General features: G+C 44.3%; 21 protein-coding genes. 10 read left to right on the forward strand and 11 right to left on the reverse strand.

Features of this window, described 5'->3' with window-relative positions:
• Positions 1–14: 14 nt before the first annotated feature.
• Positions 15–1,301 (forward strand): glutamate-1-semialdehyde 2,1-aminomutase, encoded by a 1,287-nt coding sequence (gene hemL, locus U0033_RS12180; protein ID WP_072361245.1) that lies wholly within the window; start codon positions 15–17, stop codon positions 1,299–1,301.
• A gap of 62 nt (positions 1,302–1,363) precedes the next feature.
• On the opposite strand, the gene U0033_RS12185 is transcribed toward hemL, so the two are convergent.
• The 3 genes from U0033_RS12185 to U0033_RS12195 form a co-directional block, all read right to left on the reverse strand.
• Positions 1,364–2,137 (reverse strand): carboxylesterase family protein, encoded by a 774-nt coding sequence (locus U0033_RS12185; RefSeq protein ID WP_083571531.1) that lies wholly within the window; start codon positions 2,135–2,137, stop codon positions 1,364–1,366.
• A gap of 255 nt (positions 2,138–2,392) precedes the next feature.
• On the reverse strand, positions 2,393–3,187 hold the full coding sequence (locus tag U0033_RS12190; RefSeq protein WP_072361242.1) for an O-methyltransferase: 795 nt from the start codon (positions 3,185–3,187) through the stop codon (positions 2,393–2,395).
• Between the two features lie 4 nt (positions 3,188–3,191).
• A complete protein-coding gene (locus U0033_RS12195; protein WP_072361239.1) occupies positions 3,192–3,929 on the reverse strand; it encodes a glycosyltransferase family 2 protein in 738 nt (245 codons plus the stop codon).
• Positions 3,930–4,203: 274 nt separating this feature from the next.
• On the opposite strand from U0033_RS12195, the gene U0033_RS12200 reads away from it, so the two are divergent.
• Entirely contained in the window at positions 4,204–5,439 is a 1,236-nt protein-coding gene (locus tag U0033_RS12200) for a hypothetical protein (RefSeq protein WP_072361236.1), read from the forward strand.
• Positions 5,440–5,526: 87 nt separating this feature from the next.
• Positions 5,527–6,468, forward strand: a complete 942-nt coding sequence (locus U0033_RS12205) for a hydrogen peroxide-inducible genes activator (RefSeq protein WP_072361233.1) — start codon at positions 5,527–5,529, stop codon at positions 6,466–6,468.
• A 94-nt stretch (positions 6,469–6,562) separates the two neighbouring features.
• Here the strand turns inward: U0033_RS12205 and U0033_RS12210 are convergent, their stop codons facing one another.
• The 3 genes from U0033_RS12210 to prmA form a co-directional block, all read right to left on the reverse strand.
• Positions 6,563–7,369 (reverse strand): M48 family metallopeptidase, encoded by an 807-nt coding sequence (locus U0033_RS12210; RefSeq protein WP_072361230.1) that lies wholly within the window; start codon positions 7,367–7,369, stop codon positions 6,563–6,565.
• Positions 7,370–7,538: 169 nt separating this feature from the next.
• Positions 7,539–8,177: a glycerol-3-phosphate 1-O-acyltransferase PlsY gene (plsY, locus tag U0033_RS12215; protein WP_072361227.1), complete on the reverse strand. Its 639-nt coding sequence runs from the start codon at positions 8,175–8,177 to the stop codon at positions 7,539–7,541.
• A 135-nt stretch (positions 8,178–8,312) separates the two neighbouring features.
• The gene (prmA, locus tag U0033_RS12220; protein ID WP_072361223.1) at positions 8,313–9,134 is read right to left on the reverse strand and encodes a 50S ribosomal protein L11 methyltransferase; all 822 of its coding nucleotides are present in this window, start codon (positions 9,132–9,134) and stop codon (positions 8,313–8,315) included.
• A gap of 168 nt (positions 9,135–9,302) precedes the next feature.
• On the opposite strand from prmA, the gene U0033_RS12225 reads away from it, so the two are divergent.
• The gene (locus U0033_RS12225) at positions 9,303–9,875 is read left to right on the forward strand and encodes a hypothetical protein (protein WP_072361220.1); all 573 of its coding nucleotides are present in this window, start codon (positions 9,303–9,305) and stop codon (positions 9,873–9,875) included.
• A gap of 201 nt (positions 9,876–10,076) precedes the next feature.
• Here U0033_RS12225 and U0033_RS12230 read toward each other — a convergent pair whose 3' ends face one another.
• From U0033_RS12230 to U0033_RS12245, 4 genes are all read right to left on the reverse strand, one after another.
• Positions 10,077–10,886, reverse strand: coding sequence for an NIPSNAP family protein (locus U0033_RS12230; protein ID WP_083571530.1), 810 nt, complete (start codon positions 10,884–10,886; stop codon positions 10,077–10,079).
• 157 nt (positions 10,887–11,043) lie between these two features.
• Positions 11,044–13,446 (reverse strand): polyribonucleotide nucleotidyltransferase, encoded by a 2,403-nt coding sequence (locus U0033_RS12235; protein WP_072361217.1) that lies wholly within the window; start codon positions 13,444–13,446, stop codon positions 11,044–11,046.
• 87 nt (positions 13,447–13,533) lie between these two features.
• The gene (rpsO, locus tag U0033_RS12240; RefSeq protein WP_072361215.1) at positions 13,534–13,806 is read right to left on the reverse strand and encodes a 30S ribosomal protein S15; all 273 of its coding nucleotides are present in this window, start codon (positions 13,804–13,806) and stop codon (positions 13,534–13,536) included.
• Between the two features lie 166 nt (positions 13,807–13,972).
• The gene (locus tag U0033_RS12245) at positions 13,973–14,668 is read right to left on the reverse strand and encodes a cell division ATP-binding protein FtsE (protein WP_072361213.1); all 696 of its coding nucleotides are present in this window, start codon (positions 14,666–14,668) and stop codon (positions 13,973–13,975) included.
• Between the two features lie 95 nt (positions 14,669–14,763).
• Here U0033_RS12245 and U0033_RS12250 point away from each other — a divergent pair, with 95 nt between their 5' ends.
• From U0033_RS12250 to U0033_RS12270, 5 genes are read left to right on the forward strand one after another with little or no spacing between them, the layout of a single operon-like run.
• A complete protein-coding gene (locus U0033_RS12250; RefSeq protein ID WP_072361210.1) occupies positions 14,764–15,138 on the forward strand; it encodes a BlaI/MecI/CopY family transcriptional regulator in 375 nt (124 codons plus the stop codon).
• Positions 15,135–16,307 (forward strand): M56 family metallopeptidase, encoded by a 1,173-nt coding sequence (locus U0033_RS12255; protein WP_072361207.1) that lies wholly within the window; start codon positions 15,135–15,137, stop codon positions 16,305–16,307. The genes U0033_RS12250 and U0033_RS12255 overlap by 4 nt, the downstream gene beginning before the upstream one ends.
• Positions 16,308–16,310: 3 nt before the next feature.
• A complete protein-coding gene (locus U0033_RS12260; protein ID WP_072361204.1) occupies positions 16,311–17,036 on the forward strand; it encodes a TonB family protein in 726 nt (241 codons plus the stop codon).
• The gene (locus U0033_RS12265; protein WP_072361201.1) at positions 17,033–17,449 is read left to right on the forward strand and encodes a TonB family protein; all 417 of its coding nucleotides are present in this window, start codon (positions 17,033–17,035) and stop codon (positions 17,447–17,449) included. Before U0033_RS12260 ends, U0033_RS12265 begins: the two co-directional genes overlap by 4 nt.
• Before the next feature lie 28 nt (positions 17,450–17,477).
• Complete coding sequence (locus U0033_RS12270) at positions 17,478–18,320, forward strand: energy transducer TonB (protein WP_072361198.1); 843 nt, start codon at positions 17,478–17,480, stop codon at positions 18,318–18,320.
• 91 nt (positions 18,321–18,411) lie between these two features.
• On the opposite strand, the gene U0033_RS12275 is transcribed toward U0033_RS12270, so the two are convergent.
• Entirely contained in the window at positions 18,412–19,590 is a 1,179-nt protein-coding gene (locus tag U0033_RS12275) for an AIR synthase related protein (RefSeq protein WP_072361195.1), read from the reverse strand.
• A gap of 174 nt (positions 19,591–19,764) precedes the next feature.
• Here U0033_RS12275 and U0033_RS12280 point away from each other — a divergent pair, with 174 nt between their 5' ends.
• Positions 19,765–20,697 carry a bifunctional riboflavin kinase/FAD synthetase gene (locus U0033_RS12280; RefSeq protein ID WP_072361192.1) on the forward strand — a complete coding sequence of 311 codons (933 nt, stop codon included), beginning with the start codon at positions 19,765–19,767 and terminating at the stop codon, positions 20,695–20,697.
• Positions 20,698–20,760 lie beyond the last annotated feature (63 nt).

The following is a 20,760-nucleotide window of genomic DNA, read 5'->3' on the forward strand; positions in this document are numbered from 1 at the left end:
CAGCTTTAACTACCATGTACGAGCAAAGCAAGAAACTTTTCGAACAAGCTAAAAATGTCATTCCCGGTGGTGTGAATTCTCCTGTACGCGCCTTCAAAGGAGTAGGTGGTACACCTCTTTTTATGAAGAGCGCTAAGGGGGCATACCTTTACGATGTAGATGGCAACAGATACATTGATTATATCAATTCATGGGGTCCGATGATCCTGGGTCATGCTTATGAACCAGTGATCGACGCCATTAAGGAATATGCCGGCTATTCCACTTCTTTCGGTGCGCCGACAGAACTGGAGACTAAGATTGCGGAGCTGATCGTGAGCATGGTACCCAACATTGATATGGTGCGTATGGTCAACTCAGGTACAGAAGCCTGTATGAGTGCTATGCGCGTGGCAAGGGGTTATACCGGCCGCAATAAGTTCATCAAATTCACAGGTAACTACCACGGTCATGCCGATGCATTTCTCGTAAATGCAGGCAGCGGGGTGGCTACCTTAGGGATACAATCTGTGCCGGGCGTTACGCAAACTGTTGCAGAAGATACGTTGACCGTTCCTTACAATAATTTACCGGCTGTGGAAAATTTAGTGAAGGAATATCCTGACCAGATAGCCGCGATAATCGTAGAACCGGTAGCGGGCAACATGGGCTGTATCCTTCCCCAGCAAGGGTTTTTGGATGGGCTCCGTTACATCTGTGATGAACACAATATACTGCTCATTTTTGACGAGGTGATGACAGGTTTCCGTTTGGCCAGAGGAGGTGTGCAGGAACTGTTCAATATTAAAGCAGATTTGGTTACCTTTGGCAAGATAATTGGCGCAGGGATGCCTGTAGGAGCCTTCGCCGGACGTAAGGAAATCATGGAAAATGTAGCACCTGCTGGTAAAGTCTACCAGGCAGGAACATTGAGCGGCAATCCTATAGCCATGATAGCTGGTTATACACTATTGCAGACGTTAAACGACAATCCTGACATCTACCGGCAACTGGCAGAAAAAACAGCATACCTCTCAGGTGGTTTACAATCAGTATTAAATGCGGCTGGCATCGTTCATCAGGTAAATAGCATTGGCTCAATGCTGAGTGTGCATTTCGCAGAATATCCTATTATTGATTTTGACGCAGCCTCCGGCGCAAACAACGAATTATTCAGACGATTCTTCCATTCAATGTTAGAAAAAGGTATTTATCTGCCACCTTCTGCATTTGAAAGCTGGTTCGTAAGTAATGCTTTGACAATCGAAGACCTGGACGCAACAATTGCAGCTGCAAAAAGCGCAATTGAGTCTCTCAAATAGTTAACAATTCAAATCCTGTGCAGAGTGGAAAAACGCCCCGGTCAAGTCGGGGCGTTTATTTTTTATTTACGCTTGTGTGAGAGTAGCCAGGGTACCAAATCCGGTTCTGCAAAAGCATTATCCCAGCTGTTGTGTCCTACACCCGGGTATTCTGAATATTTTACTTCTGCTTTTAGTTTTTTCAATGCCTCGTAATAATCCCTTGATCCCTGTACAGGTACTACAGGATCCGCACCACCATGGAATATCCAGACAGGAATGGCTTTGAATTTCTTTGCGTTTTCCACGGCACCTGCCCCACAGATCGGAAAACCTGCAGCCCACTTTTGTGGGTAACGGGCCAGTAAATCGAATGTACCCATACCTCCCAGCGATAAGCCTCCGATATATACTTTCTTCGTTTCGATCTTTCCTGTTTTGTTTAAACTGTCTACCAGCTCTCCTACTAATCTTCCCGGAACAGTAGGCGGCGCATCGGGCGGGAACATACGTCCTGATTCAGTTCGCGTGATAGGCCCCCAGGTAGAGTCGTAAGGCAGCTGCGGGAAGATCACGAATGCAGGGTATTTTTCGCGGATAGTATCCTGCAGGAACAATGCACCTCCGTGTGTGAGTTGTGCAGCGTTGTCGCGCCCACGTTCACCTGAACCATGGAGAAATACGATGAGGGGATATTTTTTATGGATATCGTAGTGTAAAGGTGTCAGCATACGATAGCGAAGCGTATCACCATTATGGATGTATTCTTCGTAACTGTATTTGCTGTAATCGGATGTCTGTGCCTTGGCGAGAGAGATGAGCAGGCATAACAACAGGGTAAAACATGTTTTCATCATGGGTGGAACATTAAGGTCGTAAAATAGGAAGTTCCTGTGTGTGAAAACAAATTTTTAAATTCTACATATAAAACTGCCTTATAAAATTATCGGCTATTGAGACATATGAAGTGGAATGGCATGCCTCTAAAGGCTTTCAATATCTTACATCCTGCTAGCGGAATACTTAAAAGAAATAATTGATTCACCACATGACAGGCCTTTGACCATGTATCGGGGTTATACTAAATAGGGGATCAAGTGACCCCCTATCTCTTAATATTTCAACACGAAATGCTGTTTTATTTTCATATCCGGCAGGAAAAACACCAGCCCGATAAAGAACAGATCGATTGTAAAAGTTACCCGTGGATGATCCTGGATCGTTTTCCAGGCCTGCTCCATATCCGGCGTCCAGTGAATATCATCAAAGATAAAGATGGAATGATCATGTGCTTTAGCCAGGCACTGTTCAAAGTATTCCAGCGTAGGTACTGAACGGTGGTTACCATCAATAAACACATAATCCACCTGTGGCAACTCATCCAGCACACCTGCCAGTACATGGTCAAAATTCCCTACCCGCTGGGTCACATTCTGTAATCCCAGTGATTGAAAATTCCGCCCTGCTTTGGCAGCAATATTCGGACATCCTTCTATGGTATAGACCTTAGCATCGGGAGCAGCTGCCTTTGCCATATAAGAAGTGGACAATCCCATGGAAGTACCTAATTCCAGCAAATATTTTGGCTGATAATACTTTATGAGCCGGTAAAATAGCTGCCCAAATTTAGGCGGCTTGGCCGCATGCTTTGTAATATCCCTCACAGCCCGCTCATTGCCGGCATTCATGAGAGAGCCCGCTCCCAGGTCAGTCACCTGCAGGGTTTCATTACTACTGAGCAGTTCCTTCCGCAGTTGTTCAACTGCCTTATAATCCGCAGGTTGGCTTATATCCCTCAATACATCTTCGATCAATGAATACACAAACGGGGAGTGTACATCATGCCGGTTACCGGCTGTGAAATAATAATTCAGGTATTTTTTAGCAAGTTGCCACTGTACATTCATCAGATTAATAAATTTTCGCCCGGATCAGCCCCATTTTATGGAAGCAGTGTTGCAATGATACACGCAAAACCCCTAATCCGTAGATCGCACTTCTTTTAAAGTTAATACTGGATGCTTCATCAAAATACTTGGTAGGACAGGTCACCTCCCCTATTTCGTATCCTTTCATAAAGACCTGTGACAACATCTCATTATCGAAGATAAAATCATCGTTGTCAGCCATATAGTTGATATTCCTGAGTACTGTTGCTGAAAATGCACGATAACCGGTGTGGTATTCACTCAGCTTTTCGTTCATGAGCAGGTTCTGGAACAGGGTCAGGAAGCGGTTAAAGAAATACTTATAGAGCGGCATCCCACCCTTTAAGGCTCCTTTACCCAGGATCCTGGATCCCAGTACTACCGGGTAAACATCATTCGCAATAATGGAGCTCATGGCAATAATTAGCTTTGGAGTGTATTGGTAATCAGGATGTAACATGATTACAATATCCGCACCTAATTCCAGGGCTTTGTTATAACATGATTTCTGGTTCCCGCCATAACCTTTGTTGTTATCATGGCGGATGATATGGCGGATACCCAGTGCCTTTCCGACAGCAACAGTCTCGTCTTTACTGGCATCATCGACCAGTACTACCTCATCCACTATATCAAATGGTATTTCCTGATAAGTTTTTTCCAGTGTTAATGCGGCATTGTAGGCAGGCAATACCACCACTATCTTTTTATTATTCAGCATGAAAGTGGATAAAGTTGCGGCAAAGGTAATAAAGTAGTTGAAAGACTGACAATTTCAACTTAGTATAAATTGTTATCTTTGTGCCAAAATGTATTTTGGCACCATATTTTCTTAACATTTAGATTGATATAGTTCCAAAATGCTCATTAAAGCATGCTAATTCACTTACAGGTCTCAACTGCTGGTTATTGATTTTATAACCTTAGGAGGAGATTGTACCTGACAGTGAACAATTTGAAAATCAAATCAGGCCAATATCATGCATTTTAATTCTATGAGATATCTGACACTTTTATTGATCTGTCTTGCCGGCACCCAAATCGCCCTGGCACAACAACCTACAGATCCTAACGCTGAATTAAAGAATGTGGTAATGCCACAAGTTAGGAGCCAGGACACTACCATTCGAAGAATAATGGAAGAATTACAAAAAATCCAGGCAAGCGATCAAACAAATTCAAGCGCCATACAGGGATTGCTGCAAGGCCGGGAAATCGATAACATTACTAAGTACCAGCTGATCAGAAACAACATTGTATATGCCAGCGAAACCTACTACCTGCTGAACAAAAAAATTATTGACCTGAAGTCTCGTACGACGACCAATAATCTCGATGTTTTCATCACCTCACTGAACAACCCTGAAAGTAAAGAACTGGGTTTCTCTCTGAGTGATCGTATCGTTGAACTGGTGGAGAAAGTAGTGCTGAAAGGTAAGAAAGACAAAAACGATGACAAGAGTAACAAGATCGTAGAATCGACCAAGTCTATCATCGCAAGTCCTATCTTCCAGAGCTTTACATCGCTGACTCCTCCCCTGGCTATCGCTAACTCTGTGATGAACTTCCTGCACAGTGTGAGCATCAACAACAAAGAGATCAACCAGCAAACACTGAAAGATTTCGAAAAGGAACTGAACAAATATGTAGTGTATTATACTGCGCTGAACGATGCAAACAACAAGTTTGAATATGGGCTGAACTTCAACAAAGACCAGCTCAACCTGCTGCACGACAACCTCTATGATCACATCATGTTCACAGCCAGTGCATTGAAGTTCACCCTGCCACAGCGTGGTAACAAATCACTGGGTGAAACACTGAACGATTTCTTCTTTGACTTCAAGAAAGAGAAAGTAGTATTGTTCTTTGATGACCTGGAAAACAAATATACCAAAGGCAAGAAAGTAGATTACGAAGCACTGCTGCGCGAGAATCCAAATCTGAAAGAAGTGAACAACCAGCTGGAAGACCTGGTGATGCAGACTAAACGCTTCGAGAACCTGTACAATGAATACTTTACACTGCTGGATTCTTACTATGGTAAGGTAGCAAGTGCACTGAAGATTGCACAGGATAATGGCCTGGCTGATAAGTCAACCATCGATGCGAAACAATCTGAGTTCCGCAACCTGAAGGATGAAGCAGTGAAAGAAATTCAGGCTTCTATCAACATCAAGGAACTGTATAACAATACCGATAAGATCAAGTATCGTTACAGAATATTCTAAGGCATTGGCCTGCGGCCAGCTTTATAAATTACTTACACGCTCCCCGGGAATTATTTCCGGGGAGTTTTTTTATGGTTACTTTTGCTTATGACTACCGTTCAACTTGAATATATCGTAGCCGTAGACACCTACCGCAGTTTTGTCCTCGCCGCAGAAAAATGCTTTGTAACGCAGCCTACGCTGAGTATGCAGATCCAGAAGCTGGAGGATGAATTAGGAGTGAAAATCTTTGACAGGAGTAAGCTACCGGTAGTACCTACCGAGATTGGTGTAGAGATAGTCGAGCAATCCCGCATTATACTGAAAGAAAACAGTCGTATCAAAGAGATTGTATCCGGACATAAAAAAGAAGTACAGGGTAATCTTCGTGTAGGCATTATTCCTACACTGGCCCCTTACCTCCTGCCCCGTATCCTCACTGGTTTCATGAAGAAATATCCCAAAGTAAAACTGGAGATATGGGAGTACCCTACAGAGCAAATAGTACAGCAGTTAAAGCTGGAACAACTGGATTGTGGCCTGCTGGCCACGCCGCTGGAGAATCCTAACCTGGAGGAGCAACCATTGTTCTATGAATCTTTTGTGGTATATGCTGCGAAAACAAATCCGCTGTTTGAGAAGAAGGTAGTAAAACCGGAAGATATTGATGTGCGGGAAGTATGGTTGCTGAATGAAGGGCATTGTATGCGGAACCAGGTATTGAATATCTGCCGGGATAAGTTTACGATGGGGGAATACAAAAACCTGGAGTACAATACGGGGAGCGTGGAAACACTGAAAAGAATGGTGGATCTGAATGCGGGATACACAATTTTGCCGGAGTTGTCATTGCAGGATCTGTCTGCAAGGCAGATGAATATGGTACGGTTTTTTAAGTCGCCGGAGCCGGTAAGGGAGATTAGCCTGGTAACACATCGGTTCTTTGTAAAACAGGCGTTAATTGCAGCGTTTAAGAAGGAGATCCTGGCACATGTGCCGGAGAAGATGAAGGCGCAGAAGAATAAGAAGGTAATGGAAATTAATGCATAAAAAATCGGCCTGGTGATGGATAACAAAAGACATCCACCAGCAAACCGGGAACAGAAAGGGGGCCTGCTGAATGCAGGCCCCCTTTCTATTCATTTTATTTTACTGGTTTATAATACTTCATTGCCTCCGGCATCAGGTTCTGCAACTGCGCAATTCTACGCTCATCGCTCGGGTGTGTACTCATCAGCTCCATTGGCTTGCTGCTGCTTGCACTTGCCGCTGCCATTCTTTGCCAGAAAGGAATTGCTTCCTGTGGATTGTACCCGGCCATTGCCATAAAGATCACACCCAGGTGATCTGCTTCCAGCTCATTCTGCCTTGAAAACGCCAGCAGACCTAAGTTACCGCCTACACCAAAAGACTGCAGGAAGATATTTTGTGCCTGTGGATTCTTGTTCAGCGCAACAGATCCAGCAATTTCAATGCCCTGTGATACCAGCTGCTGGCTCATACGCTCATTACCATGTCTTGCAATCGCGTGCGCAATTTCATGCCCCATTACACAAGCCAGTGAAGTTTCGTTCTGTGTTACCGGCAACAGGCCGGTATACACCACTACTTTACCACCCGGCATACACCATGCATTCACCTCTTTATTATCCACCAGGTTGAATTCCCATTTATAACTCGCTACTTCATTCCCCATGTTATTCTGGGTCATGTACTGGGTTACGGCAGCGCTGATACGTGCACCCACTCTCTTTACCATGTCAGCATCCTTGTTGCCGGCAGTGGTAACGGTTTTGTTTTCCGTCAAAAAGGTCTTATACTCTGTCAGCGCCATGGACTGCATGGTGCTTTCAGGAATCAGGTTTAACTGCCTGCGACCAGTGATAGGTACACTCGCACAGCTCATCATCATTGCTACACTCACTCCAAGAAACAGGAATTTTTTTTGCATCTGATACAAATTTGATTTTTATGGGGGGGCGCCCCCTTTGAATGCTACAGTCTATAAACGGATTTGATCATGACTATTACGAAGTTCGTAATAATCATGATCAAATATTATTAAAATAGAATAAATAATTCGCGATATAGTGCAAGAGATATGCCAGAATAAAACAGGATTACTTCCTGTCTCTGTGCCTGAACAAAGGCACCTTGCTTTCGTTACCATTCAGTAAGCGGAAGATATTCTTCTGATGGGTTAATACGACCATCAGTGCTACTGCGATTGCAAAGATGCGATAGAACTTCTCAGGTTCATTGAAGATGAACAGGATCAGGATCGGAAAAGCTATACTTGCAATGATGGAGCTTAATGATACATACCTGGTCAGGAACAGGATCAACAGGAATACACCCACGCAGCAGATAGCTACCAGTGGCTGAATAGCGAGTACCAGCCCGAACAGGGTAGCGATCCCCTTACCGCCACGGAAACCTGCCCAGATAGGGAAGATATGACCTACTACAGCTGCCAGACCCAGACCGATCTGCAGGTTTACCAGCTGTGTCAGGTGATCAGGATTCTGATAATAACCTACCAGTAAAGCCAGACGTACTGCCATTACTCCTTTAATCATATCCACGAGCATCACAAATGACCCGGCTTTTGGACCCAGCACACGGAAAGTATTCGTTGCACCGGCATTGCCACTGCCGTATTCCCGGATGTCCATACCAAATACGCCTTTACTCACCCATACCGCGGTTGGTATGGACCCGATCAGATAAGCACAAAAAAGCAACAATAATTCTGTCATACAATAAGTTAGGTTTTGCTAAGATAGTATTTTTCGTCGTTAAAGTCTGTTAAAGTTAAGAAAATATTAAAATTAACATTAACACGAACATTGGATTATCAAGCCTTATTATATAATCATGTTATAACATATAAGCTACTTCCTGGCTAATAATTTCATTGCCAGCCAATTATCCTTATCAAGTAGGGTGTCCAGCACCAAACCATTCTGTCTTGCAGCTTCCAGGATAGCAGGTTCATCTTCCTTCAGAATGCCGCTCAGCAGCAGGATACCGTCTCTTTCCAGCAATCTGCGCATATCCGCCATGAACTCCAGGAGGATGTTCCTGTTGATATTAGCTAACACGATATGGTAAGTGTTCCGGATGTTCTTCAGGGTATCTGATTGCCAAACCTTCACCGCAAGGGCACCATTGTTCTCAATGTTCTCCTTTGTGTTTTCTACTGACCAGGTATCAATATCGATCGCATCTATTACAGCAGCGCCCATTTTGGCAGCAAGGATGGCCAGGATACCGGTTCCGGTACCAAAATCAAATACTTTCCTGCCACGGAACTCTATGCCCTGCATCAGTTTGATCATGGATGCAGTAGTGGCATGATGACCAGTGCCGAAAGACATTTTAGGCGTGATGACGATTTCGTGTAGTGGAGCAGGGTTAAAAGACTCATGGAAAGAAGCCCTGATACCACAAAAGTTGTCTACCAATACGGGTTGGAAATTACTTTCCCACACGGCATTCCAGTTCTGCTGTTCTACCGTATCACGTGTGTAATTTACACCATACTGGCTCGTGAGCGCATTGACGGCTCCCTCATTAAAATTCTTTTCCGGAATATATGCTACCAGTGTAGCCCCTTGTTCTTCAAACCCGTCAAACCCTTTTTCAGATAACTCAGCTATAAGAATATCTTTTATCTCATCGGTACAGGTAAGGGTAATAGCTGTATGTGTCATAAAGCAAATGTAATAAAATCGGCAACTTTTAAATATGATGGTAACACCTTAATGCCTCATTTTCATGTTATTGTAATGTTAATGGTAAAATATCCCTGTTTACAGCTATATATCACATAATATGTTAATTTTATATTTGCATTATAGTTAATATAAATTTTGTATCCTATGAAGACCTGTTTACTTGCTATTGCTGTACTCTTTCTTTCCCTCATGACCCAGGCACAAGACGTTGTGAAGTTGTTCCATGATGACACCATGGTGGATTCAGTTATATATTCTAACAAAATCACCACGATCGTGATCAACAAAGTGGACCTGGTTAACTATTTTAAAACCATGGACTCTATCTTGTTCAGCAATTGTTATGACCCGAAGAGTTTTCGTAACATCCAGTTCGCGCACCTTACTAACCAGGATGTAGAAAACCACTTTAAAGCGGCCAAGGCATGGCTGTATGATTCAACCCATACCGAGTATAACTTCAACGCTGATAAATTCACATTGTTCTGGACCCAGGGTGAAGGCATCCTGTTACCTTATATCGAAGATATGATGTCTCAGTTGCTGGTGGATGGCAGACTGGCAGTAGTGGAAAATGCGACGAAAATTCGTGTACCACAGTACAGTATTTTCTATGAGTACATCGGTGGTGGAGAGTATAAGATTTATAAATTACCGAATGGTAAAATCATCTTCAGAGAAAGTAATTTTTATCTGGAGCAACTGGCTAAAAGCTAATTTAACCCATCATCTGATATTCCTGCTTGCTGTAGGGGCTGACTTCTAAAAAGTAAAATGAAGGCGCCGAGAATTGCGTAAAAGCTATTTCGTCTCCATCACCCACCTGAGAGGGGGGACCCTTTTTTGTCAGCCCCTTATTTTAAAGAATTTTACCCGCTGCTGGCGATGATCCGGCTATTTTTGAAATGCAAATGGTTTTTAATAATCTGAATAAGTCGCCGCATGGCACAAAATAATATCCTGGTGAGATACATTATGTGCATAATAACTATCCCCTATCAGCTTCTTCCATTCCGCATCCGCCCCAAACGCTTTCCAGTGTGCTTCTCTTTCAGCCCTGCTTACAAAACTGGTCATATACATCAGGTTCGGCATCCTGCTCCCACTCACCACACTTGCATAAAACACCGCATTAAAGCCTAAGCGTTTAAATATCCCTACCTCGTTACCTTTATTGAACATCTCCACCTTATTCTGGTACAAACGCTCTGTTGGCCCCTCATAACTACGCAATTCATAGATAGCCCCGGTATCTTTTACATTCGGCACTGCCATTTGCTGCATTTCAGGAAATGCCTCCAGGATAACTGTTTCCATCCTGCTATAAACGGGGTGATCCCAGGCAGCTGCTACATACTCCTTCCCGTTTTGCAGGTATGCTGCGTCTTTCAGGGCATTTTCAGGCCATTTCAGCAGCTTTTCCAGGTTTGATGAAGGAATCAGTATGTAAACAGTTGTATCGTTTGTGATGGGCTTAAACACACCAATTTTACCAAATCCCTGTTTATGTAAATAAGGTAGCAGGGCCTGCTGGCAGTAATTGTCCAGTATGGCCTCCTGCCCTTTATCTTTCAGATGATATACCAGCAAACTATAGTATTCCTTTTTTGGTGGTACAGGATGTGCCTGTGTCATCCGGGGCAGGAGGAAAAAGAACAGGCAAAGCACATTAAAATTGTTTCCGTTTAAGAAATAGCGGGCGTTTTTCAATGTTTGTGGAATTTTCATAATAAAATTCAATCTGTTATGAAATTATAATAGAATATCTGATAATGGGATATAAATGTTAGGAGCGGTCAATGGGGAGGGATAAGTATAAAAATAAGCATAAAAAAAGGTGTACCAGTAACCTGATACACCTTTTTCATTTATAGAAGAATATATACTATTCGTCAAACATTGGTTCCATTGGCTCATCAGCCTGGCTGGACATTGGAGGATCCTGCTGAGGGCGTTGGCCACGATCACCGCCGCCATCGCGACGATCACCACGATCACCACCACGGTCACGGAAACCACCTCTGTCACCGCCACGATCGCCACCGCGATCATTGCGGAAACCACCACGGTCACCACCTCTGCCGCCACGATCATCACGACGATCGCCACGGTCACCTCTATCTCCCCTATCGCCACGATCAGGACGGTCACCTTCAGGTCTTTCTACATAACCTTCTGGTTTCGGCATCAGGATACGACGGCTCAGTTTGAATTTACCGGTCTTAGGATCAGTACCTACCAGTTTCACTTTCACTTTCTCACCTTCGGTCAGCACGCCATCCATATTTTCCAGTCGTTTCCAGGAAACTTCAGAGATATGGAGTAAGCCTTGTTTACCAGGCAGGAATTCAACGAAAGCACCGTAAGGCATGACTGATTTTACAGTAGACTCATACACTTCACCGATTTCTGGTACCATTACGATACCCTTGATCCATGTGAGTGCTTTGTCCAGACCTTCTTTCTGTACAGAGAAGATGCTCACTTCGCCGGTTTCACCAACTTCTTCGATGTTGATGGTAGTACCGGTTTCGCGCTGGATCTCCTGAATTACCTTACCACCTGGCCCGATCACAGCACCGATGAATTCGCGGTCGATGATCAGTTTCTCCATGCGTGGAGCGTGTGGTTTAGGCTCAGGACGAGCGCCTTCCAGGCAACCGTACATGGCGTCGATGATGTGCAGACGACCTTTACGAGCCTGTTCCAGTGCTTTACGCATTACGTCCATGCTCAGACCGTCTACCTTGATATCCATCTGGATACCACAGATACCATCGCGGGTACCGGTTACTTTGAAGTCCATATCACCCAGGTGATCTTCATCTCCGAGGATGTCTGTGAGTACTGCCCACTTGCCATCGGTAGCACGGGAGATCAGACCCATTGCCACACCGGAAACGTGTTTAGGCAAAGGAACACCCGCATCCATCAGGGCCAGGGAACCAGCACAAACAGTTGCCATGGAAGAAGAACCGTTTGATTCCAGGATATCGGATACTACACGTACTGTGTAAGCATACTCACTACCTGGCATCATCTGCTTCAGGGAACGCATCGCCAGGTTACCATGACCAACTTCACGACGGCCAGGTCCACGCATTGGCTTTACTTCACCTGTAGAGAACGGAGGGAAGTTATAATGGAGGATAAATTTAGAATATTTGGAGCTGGCTGCGCTTTCGATCAGCAGTTCATCATCCGGTGTACCGAGGGTAACAGTAGTCAGGGACTGTGTTTCACCACGGGTAAACAGGGCAGAACCGTGAGGAGAAGGCAGGATATCAACTTCCATGTTCAGCGGGCGAACCTGGTCGAGGCTACGACCATCCAGGCGAACGCTTTCGTCCAGGATCATGTTACGCACCACTTCCTTTTCGAGGTCATGGAAATATCTGCCAACCAGTGGAGCATCTTCTTCAGGCAGTTCGCCCAGAGATTCTTTCACTTCGTCTTCGATTGCATGGAATGCATCGCTACGTTCGTGCTTGCCGGAACCAGATTTGGCTACTGCCAGGATCTTTTCTTTGGCCAATGCAATGATCTTCGCTTTCAGGTCCTCATTTTCATAAGGCTTAGCGTATTCACGTTTGCCACTTACACCTGCCAGGGCAGCCAGTTCATGCTGCGCTTTCACCTGTGTACGGATAGCTTCGTGAGCGAATTCAATTGCTTTAATAATATCTTCCTCGCTGCACTCCTTGCTTTCACCTTCCACCATCATGATGTTCTTATCAGTAGCACCGATGATGAAGTCCATATCAGCTTTTTCCAGCTGGGAGCGGTTTGGATTTATAACTAATTGACCGTCAATGCGGGCAACGCGTACTTCAGAAATAATTTCCTGGATAGGTACATCAGATACTGCGAGTGCTGCAGATGCGGCCAGACAAGCCAGTGCATCGGGCATTACTTCAGTGTCAGAAGAGATCAGGGTTACTAATACCTGTACTTCGCAGAGATAATCATCAGGGAATAAGGGGCGCAGTGCGCGGTCGATCAAACGTGATATTAAAACTTCGTAGTCGGATAATTTTCCTTCGCGCTTAAAAAAGGAACCTGGGATACGACCAGCAGAAGCAAATTTTTCCTGGTAATCAACTGTTAAGGGGAAGAATGACTGTCCGGGTTTGGGTTCTTTATTGGCAACTACGGTAGCCAGGAGAATATTATTTCCCAGACGAACCGTTACAGCTCCATCAGCCTGGCGGGCTAACTTTCCAGTCTCGAGGGTGACAATCCGGCCATCTCCTATATCGAAAGTAACTGATTTAGGTGTCAGATTCATAATAAAGTGAAGATTAAAATGGTATACCTAAAAAAAAACTATTCCCAACCTTAAAAGTTGGGAATAGCGCTATAAAAAAGTTTCAGTTTATTTTCTGAGACCTAACTTCTCAATCAGAGCGCGGTAGCCTGTGAGGTTTGTTTTAGACAGGTAAGAAAGTAAACGCTTTCTTTGACCAACCATTTTCATTAAACCGCGGTGTGTAGAAAAGTCCTTTTTGTTTTCTTTCAGGTGACTGGAAATGCTGTTGATACGCTCAGTCAGCAGTGCAACTTGTGCTTCTACGGAGCCTGTATTTTTCTCGCTTCCACCAAATTCTTTAAAAATATTGGCTTTCTTTTCAACAGTTAAGTAAGACATCTTGTAATAAATAATAAAATGATAAAGGTTATTAGTCGCTATTTTTCCGGGGCAAAGGTAAATTAAAATTATTAATTAACCCAAATAAGGAAAAATATTCCCTCCGGTGTAGAAGCAATTGCCCCCCAGCCTGGAATTTTTACACCCGGATTGTAAGCTGTTTCTTTTAAATAAAGTTGACGGTGGCATGGTCAGACACGCGTCCATTCTCAGTTCTCAGCACCCGTGATGGAAATTTCTGTAATAATATATAGTCATGCGTAGCCATCACTACTGCCGCCCCTTCTTCCCGGCTGATGCGGAATAAAAGTTGCATAATGCCGTCGGAAGTCTCAGGATCCAGGTTCCCGGTAGGCTCATCTGCCAGGATCAGCTTAGGAGAATTCAGCATAGCACGGGCAATATCCACACGCTGCTGCTCACCACCGCTCAGTTCATAAGGCATTTTGAAGCCTTTGGTGTTCAAGCCCACCTTTTCCAGCACATCATTGATCTTTTCTTCCATTTTTTTATTGTCTTCCCAGCCAATGGCACGCAACACAAATTTCAGGTTGTCATGCACATTTCTGTCCGTCAGCAACTGGAAATCCTGGAATACCACCCCCAGGTTACGTCGCAGGTACGGCACCTTTTTCCAGTCCATCTTTTTCAGGTCAAATCCTACTACCTGACCTGAGCCCTCTTTCAGGACCAGATCTCCATACAGGGTTTTCAGCAGGCTCGACTTCCCAGTACCCGTCTTTCCTATCAGGTATACAAATTCACCCTTGTTCACTGTAATATTTACATCTGACAAAATAAGGGAACTTCCCTGGTAAATATTAACGTTTGATAACTGTATAATCGGTTGTTCTGCGCTCATGTACTTTTGAAAATGGGTTTAGTATAACAAAAATAGCTAAATCCATGCTAGTTTGTTAGAACTAATTTGTTAGTTTACATTATAAATTCAGATACATGTCAGGGATAAAAACATTGACGAAAGCAGAAGAACAGATTATGCAGGCCCTGTGGCAGATAGGACCTGCCTTTGTAAAGGATATTATTGAGACGCTTCCTGAGCCCAAACCACATTATAATACCATTAGCACCCTGGTTAAAATCCTGATTGATAAAGGTTTTGTGGATTTTAAGGCTTACGGAAAGTCACATCAGTATTTCCCACTGGTTACCAAGGAAGAATATAGCCAGAATACCTTGCAGCAGGTAGCCCGGGGCTATTTTGCAGGTTCCTTTAAAAATATGGTGTCTTTTTTTGTGAAAAAAAATGATCTCAGCATCTTAGAACTGGAATCTCTGCTGGAACAAATCAAAAAAGCTGAAAACAAATGATGCTTACGTATATCGTTAAGGTATTGATCTGCTCAGGCGTGTTGTATGGCTATTATGCATTGGCGCTGAAAAACAGCACCCTGCATGTGTGGAACAGGATCTTCCTGTTGCTGGCACCTGTATTTTCACTGGCATTGCCACTGGTACAATTCCCTTTTGCACAGCAAGAGGTAGTTATGAGAATGCTGGAAGTAAATGCGTATGCCCCTGCGCCGCTTATAAAGACAGCAGCGACCTTTGATATAGTTCCATTATTATACGCCTTATATATAGGCGTGGTGATCGTACTACTGGTGCGTATGGTGCTAAGCTGGCGCAAACTGAAATTACTCGCCGCACAGGGGGAAGTACAGGAAGAAGCAGGTTTTACAACCATCCGTCACGAAGGGAAAGTCTCCCCTTTTTCGTTTTTCAGCAGGATATTTATTAACGATACACTCTCAGCCCCCATATTGCGCCACGAGCTTGCACATGTACAGGGGCATCATACCATCGATAAATTAGTGATGGAAATGCTTTGCGCTGTCTGCTGGTACAATCCGTTCTTTTATTTAATGAAAAGAGAACTGGCCATGGTGCATGAATTCATTGCAGACAAAGCAGCCGCTTCCGATATGCAGGCAGATTATGCAAAAGTCTTGTTGCAGACCACCCTACAGGCGCAGTCACTGGCTGGGGTGAGTACCTTCGGACAGTCGCCGGTGAAGCGAAGAATCACCGTACTGTTTTCCCCGAAAACGAATTACTCCTTTATAAAGAAGACTTTTATTATCCCTATAGCTATTGTTTTACTGCTGGTAATGGGTGGCCAGCGATCCTCCCTGGCAGTGAGCAATCCGGCTGTCATGGAGGAGGTTTTTACCTTTGTGGAGCAGCCTCCAACCTATGCAGGTGGAGAAGATGAGCTGTCCAGGTACCTTTCTCAACATATCCGCTATCCCAGGGAGGCAATAGAGAAGGGTGCATACGGAACCGTGTTTGTGCAGTTTGTAGTGGGCGCAGATGGTGTAATACGGGATGTGAGAACCGTAGGAAAGAAACTGGGACATGGCCTGGAGGAAGAGAGTATCAGGGTGGTGCAGGCAATGCCCAGGTGGAATGCGGGTTCACAGCAAGGAAAGAAAGTAAGTGTGGAGTTTAACCTGCCAATCAGGTTCCAGCTAGATTAGTATATGCTGACTTTATTAGTGATTACCTTATTATCATTCCAGCAAGTGGGTGTTCCTATGTTGGAAGAACCCCAACCAGCATTTCCTGGTGGAGAACTGGCACTGAAGCAGTTCTTGCAGCAGCATGTGCATTATCCCCAGGCGGCTATCAACAAAAAGGAAGAGGGCTATGTGGTGGTGAGATTTACCGTGGATGTGCAGGGGAATGTGAAGCACCCGCATATTATCCCAGGATATAGACATCAGTATTTATTGGAAAAAGAAGCCCTGCGGGTAGTAAGGAAAATGCCGAAGTGGATACCAGCGAAGCGGTTTAAAAAATTGGTGGCGGTTGATTTTTATCTGCCTATTAGTTTTAGTTTGTCAGCTTCTCTCAGTGCAGCGGATCTTAGCGGCAAAGAATCATGTATACTGCCGGTAGAACCTACTGCCGAATATCCCGGGGGCAGTGAGGCGATGGAGGATTTCTTTAAAAAGAATAGCCGTTATGCGTTAGATCCTGGTACGAGAAATATGAGGGACAGGATCTTTGTTCAGTTTACAGTAGATGAAAGGGGTATTGTCAGAAATCCAGCTATCATCAGGCCGGGGAAACATCCTGTATTAGAGAAAGAAGCCATCAGGTTAGTGCGCCTGATGCCACGATGGAAGCCTTGCCTGCAGGGTGGTAAGCTCGTAGCTGTACAATGGAACCTACCTCTTAATTTTTATTTACCCGATAAGAAATGATAATTTTACTCGCACTTATCATGGTGCTAAGGCCTGATACCGGTATTACAAGACTGAAATCCCAGCCTGCTAAAAATGAAGTTATTTTTACACCACCGCATATTGGAAATATACCACAGTTTCCAGGTGGCCAACCGGCACTGGAAAGATTCATTGCAGATCATGCAAAATACCCCGCAGATGCAGTAGCCCGGAAAGCACAAGGAACTATAAATGTTGCTTTCACCGTAGCATTTAACGGGGCAATTACACATGTATATAGAATAGGTCCTCCGGTAGACAGTTCATTGGAGAAAGAAGCGATCAGGGTCATAAAGCTCATGCCCAACTGGAAGCCCTATACATCATTTGAAGGAGAAGGGCCCGTACAATTGAACCAGCCCTTTAGGTTTACCCTGCCTAAGAAGAAATAATAAATATTTTCTTTAGTTTGCCGCCATTATGCGACACATTATCCCCTTTTTATTGCTGTACCTGAGCACGTTTTCAATCACTTGCGCTGCGCAATCTCCTGTCACTGATCCAACCGGCACAATCTATCATAAGGTAGATGTACCGCCTGAATTCGTAGGTGGTGACGATGCCCGCGACAGGTTCTTAACACAGAACATTCACTACCCCCGCTCTGCCCAGGAAAAAGGCGCTTCGGGAACTGTGATTGTTCAATTTGTGATAGACGAAAATGGCAACGTCCTCAACCCTACCAGCCAAAGCCCTTATTTAGACACTTCATTACAGAGAGAAAGCATAAGAGTTGTACAACTCATGCCCAAATGGAAACCAGGTCTGTTAGATGGCAAAGAGGTAAAGGTTCGATTTTATCTTCCCATCAAGTATACCCTGCAAATTGCAGGCGAATCACGCTCATCCGCTTTTCCTGTAATACCTAAAGTAGCACCTACAGCCAAAGACTCTGTACTGAATGTAATTTATTATACAGATCCAGCTAATAAACCAGCTTATCCCGGTGGAGAAAATGGATTGACAAAATATTTAAAAAAGAACCTGAATTATCCACAGGAGGCCCTGGAATCAGGTATTGAAGGTATTGTCACGGTTCAGTTCACCATCAATGGAGATGGAACTATTAGTAACGTAAGTACCATCAGCCCTAAGCTGGGCGGACGTTTGGAGATGGAAGCCATTCGCCTGATCAGGTCAATGCCTAACTGGAAACCTGCTATGGAAAATGGGAAACCAGTACCAGCACAGTGTAATATTCCTATTGAATTTAGTCTGAAGGAGTATTATACAAAAAAGAGAAAAGTATACCCAATGTTTTAGTATAAGTAGATCCAATGTTCTAAAATAGTAAGGGGCTGATCAGTGATCAGCCCCTTACTAAAATATGCTTAGTGATAGATTTTAAATATCCTTAGTGATAGATAAATTCACCCTTTTCACTCCTCACCGTCACCTGCTTTTTCTCTGCCGCCTCTACCCTACCAACTATCTTCGCTTCAATATTAAAGCTTTCACTAATCTTAATAATATCCGCTGCTATCGCTTCAGGTACATACAATTCCATTCTATGCCCCATATTAAATACCTGGTACATCTCCTTCCATCCAGTGCCGGATTGCTCCTGGATCAGGCTGAATAATGGCGGAACCGGGAACAGGTTATCCTTGATCACATGCACATTGTCAACAAAATGCAGCACTTTCGTTTGTGCGCCACCGCTACAATGTACCAGGCCATGGATCTGTGAACGATATCCTTCCAGCACCTTCTTAATCACCGGTGCGTAAGTACGGGTTGGAGACAATACCAGTTTACCAGCATCAATGCTACCAAAACCAGGTATTGCTACTTTATCAGTCAATGCTTTCTTGCCACTGAATACCAGGTTGTAAGGAATACCCGGATCAAAGCTCTCCGGGAACTTTTCAGCCACCTGTTTATTAAATACATCATGACGGGCAGAGGTCAGACCATTGCTACCCATACCCCCATTATAAGATGTTTCGTAAGAAGCCTGGCCATAAGAAGCCAGTCCTACAATCACATCACCCGCCTGGATAGTATGATTAGAGATCACTTCTGCTCTTTTCATACGGCAGGTAACCGTAGAATCTACAATGATGGTCCGAACCAGGTCCCCTACATCTGCAGTTTCACCGCCGGTAGAAAAGATGCTGATGCCATGTCCCCTCAGTTCTTCCAGGATTTCTTCTGTACCATTGATGATGGCAGCAATTACTTCGCCAGGGATCAGTTGTTTATTACGTCCAATCGTAGAAGACAGGAGGATGTTTTCAGTGGCACCTACGCACAGCAGGTCATCAATATTCATGATGATAGCATCCTGTGCAATACCTTTCCATACAGAAACATCACCTGTTTCTTTCCAGTAGGTATAAGCCAGGGAAGATTTGGTACCCGCACCATCCGCATGCATGATATTGCAATAATCTGCCTGTCCGCCGAGAATATCGGGTACAATTTTGCAGAATGCTTTAGGAAACAGGCCCTTGTCAATGTGCTTTATCGCATTGTGCACGTCTTCTTTTCCAGCTGAAACACCGCGCTGGGCGTAGATATTCTGATCCACCAGTAGATTTTAATGTAATTAATCAAAGTGCAAAAGTAATGGATTCCACGGAATCTCTCATATATGAGCGATTCCATCGCTGATCAGGAGGATCATCAAATTGGACCACAGTCATACAATCATTTATATCTAAATGTTGTAATTTGCATAGAATATTTATATCGAAGGCGTATTATGCTCATACACAGGGACCTCACCCAATTGCCGGCATTTAAGCGGGCAGTTATTACCATCGGAACATTTGACGGCGTTCATACAGGACACCGCCACATCATTCGACAACTACAACAGGCAGCCGCTGCCTGCGATGGTGAGACGGTAATCGTCACCTTCGACCCTCATCCAAGAGAAGTGCTGCAACCAGGTAGTAACCTGGTTCGCCTGCTGACCACTTTAGATGAAAAGATTGCTTTACTGTCGGCACAGGGAATAGATCACCTCGTGATCGTTCCATTTACCCGCGGCTTCTCCGAGCTTTCTGCACAGGCCTACCTGGAAGATTTCCTGATAGAAAGATTCAAACCGCATACCATCATTATTGGCTACGATCACCGTTTTGGTCATAACCGCGAAGGGGGCCTGGAATTGCTGGAAGCAGAGCAGGCTGCCTATGGATTCAGGTTGATTGAGATTCCGCAGCAGGTAGTGCATGATTTGACCGTAAGCTCTACCAAGATCAGGAAGAGCCTGCAGGAAGGGAATGTGCACCTGGCGAATGAATTGCTGGGCTACCAGTATTTCCTGGAGGGCACTGTGGTGCATGGAGATAAGATGGGGAGAAAATTAGGGTATCCGACAGCTAATATCCAGTTGCCGGAGCAGCGGAAGCTAATTCCTGCACAGGGCATTTATGCGATCAGGGTGCATACACAGGGAGTAGTGGCGCCCTTGAATGGAGTAATGAGTATTGGTACCCGCCCTACTTTCAATGGAAATGATCTGAGATTGGAGGCACACATATTTGACTTTAAAGGAGATCTGTATGACCAGGTGATCAGGGTGGAAATGATTAGTTATATACGGGCGAACCAGAAGTTTGATAATGTGGAGGCGCTGATCGCGCAGATGGATAAAGATAGTGCTCAGGCGAAAGCCTTGCTGGCATAAAAAAGCAAAATTCGAAGGGGATGCATTATAAGTAAAATGAAGCCCCTGAAAATCGCTTAAGAA

Origin of the sequence: Chitinophaga sancti, from assembly GCF_034424315.1 — a bacterium.
Taxonomy (GTDB): Bacteria; Bacteroidota; Bacteroidia; order Chitinophagales; family Chitinophagaceae; genus Chitinophaga; species Chitinophaga sancti.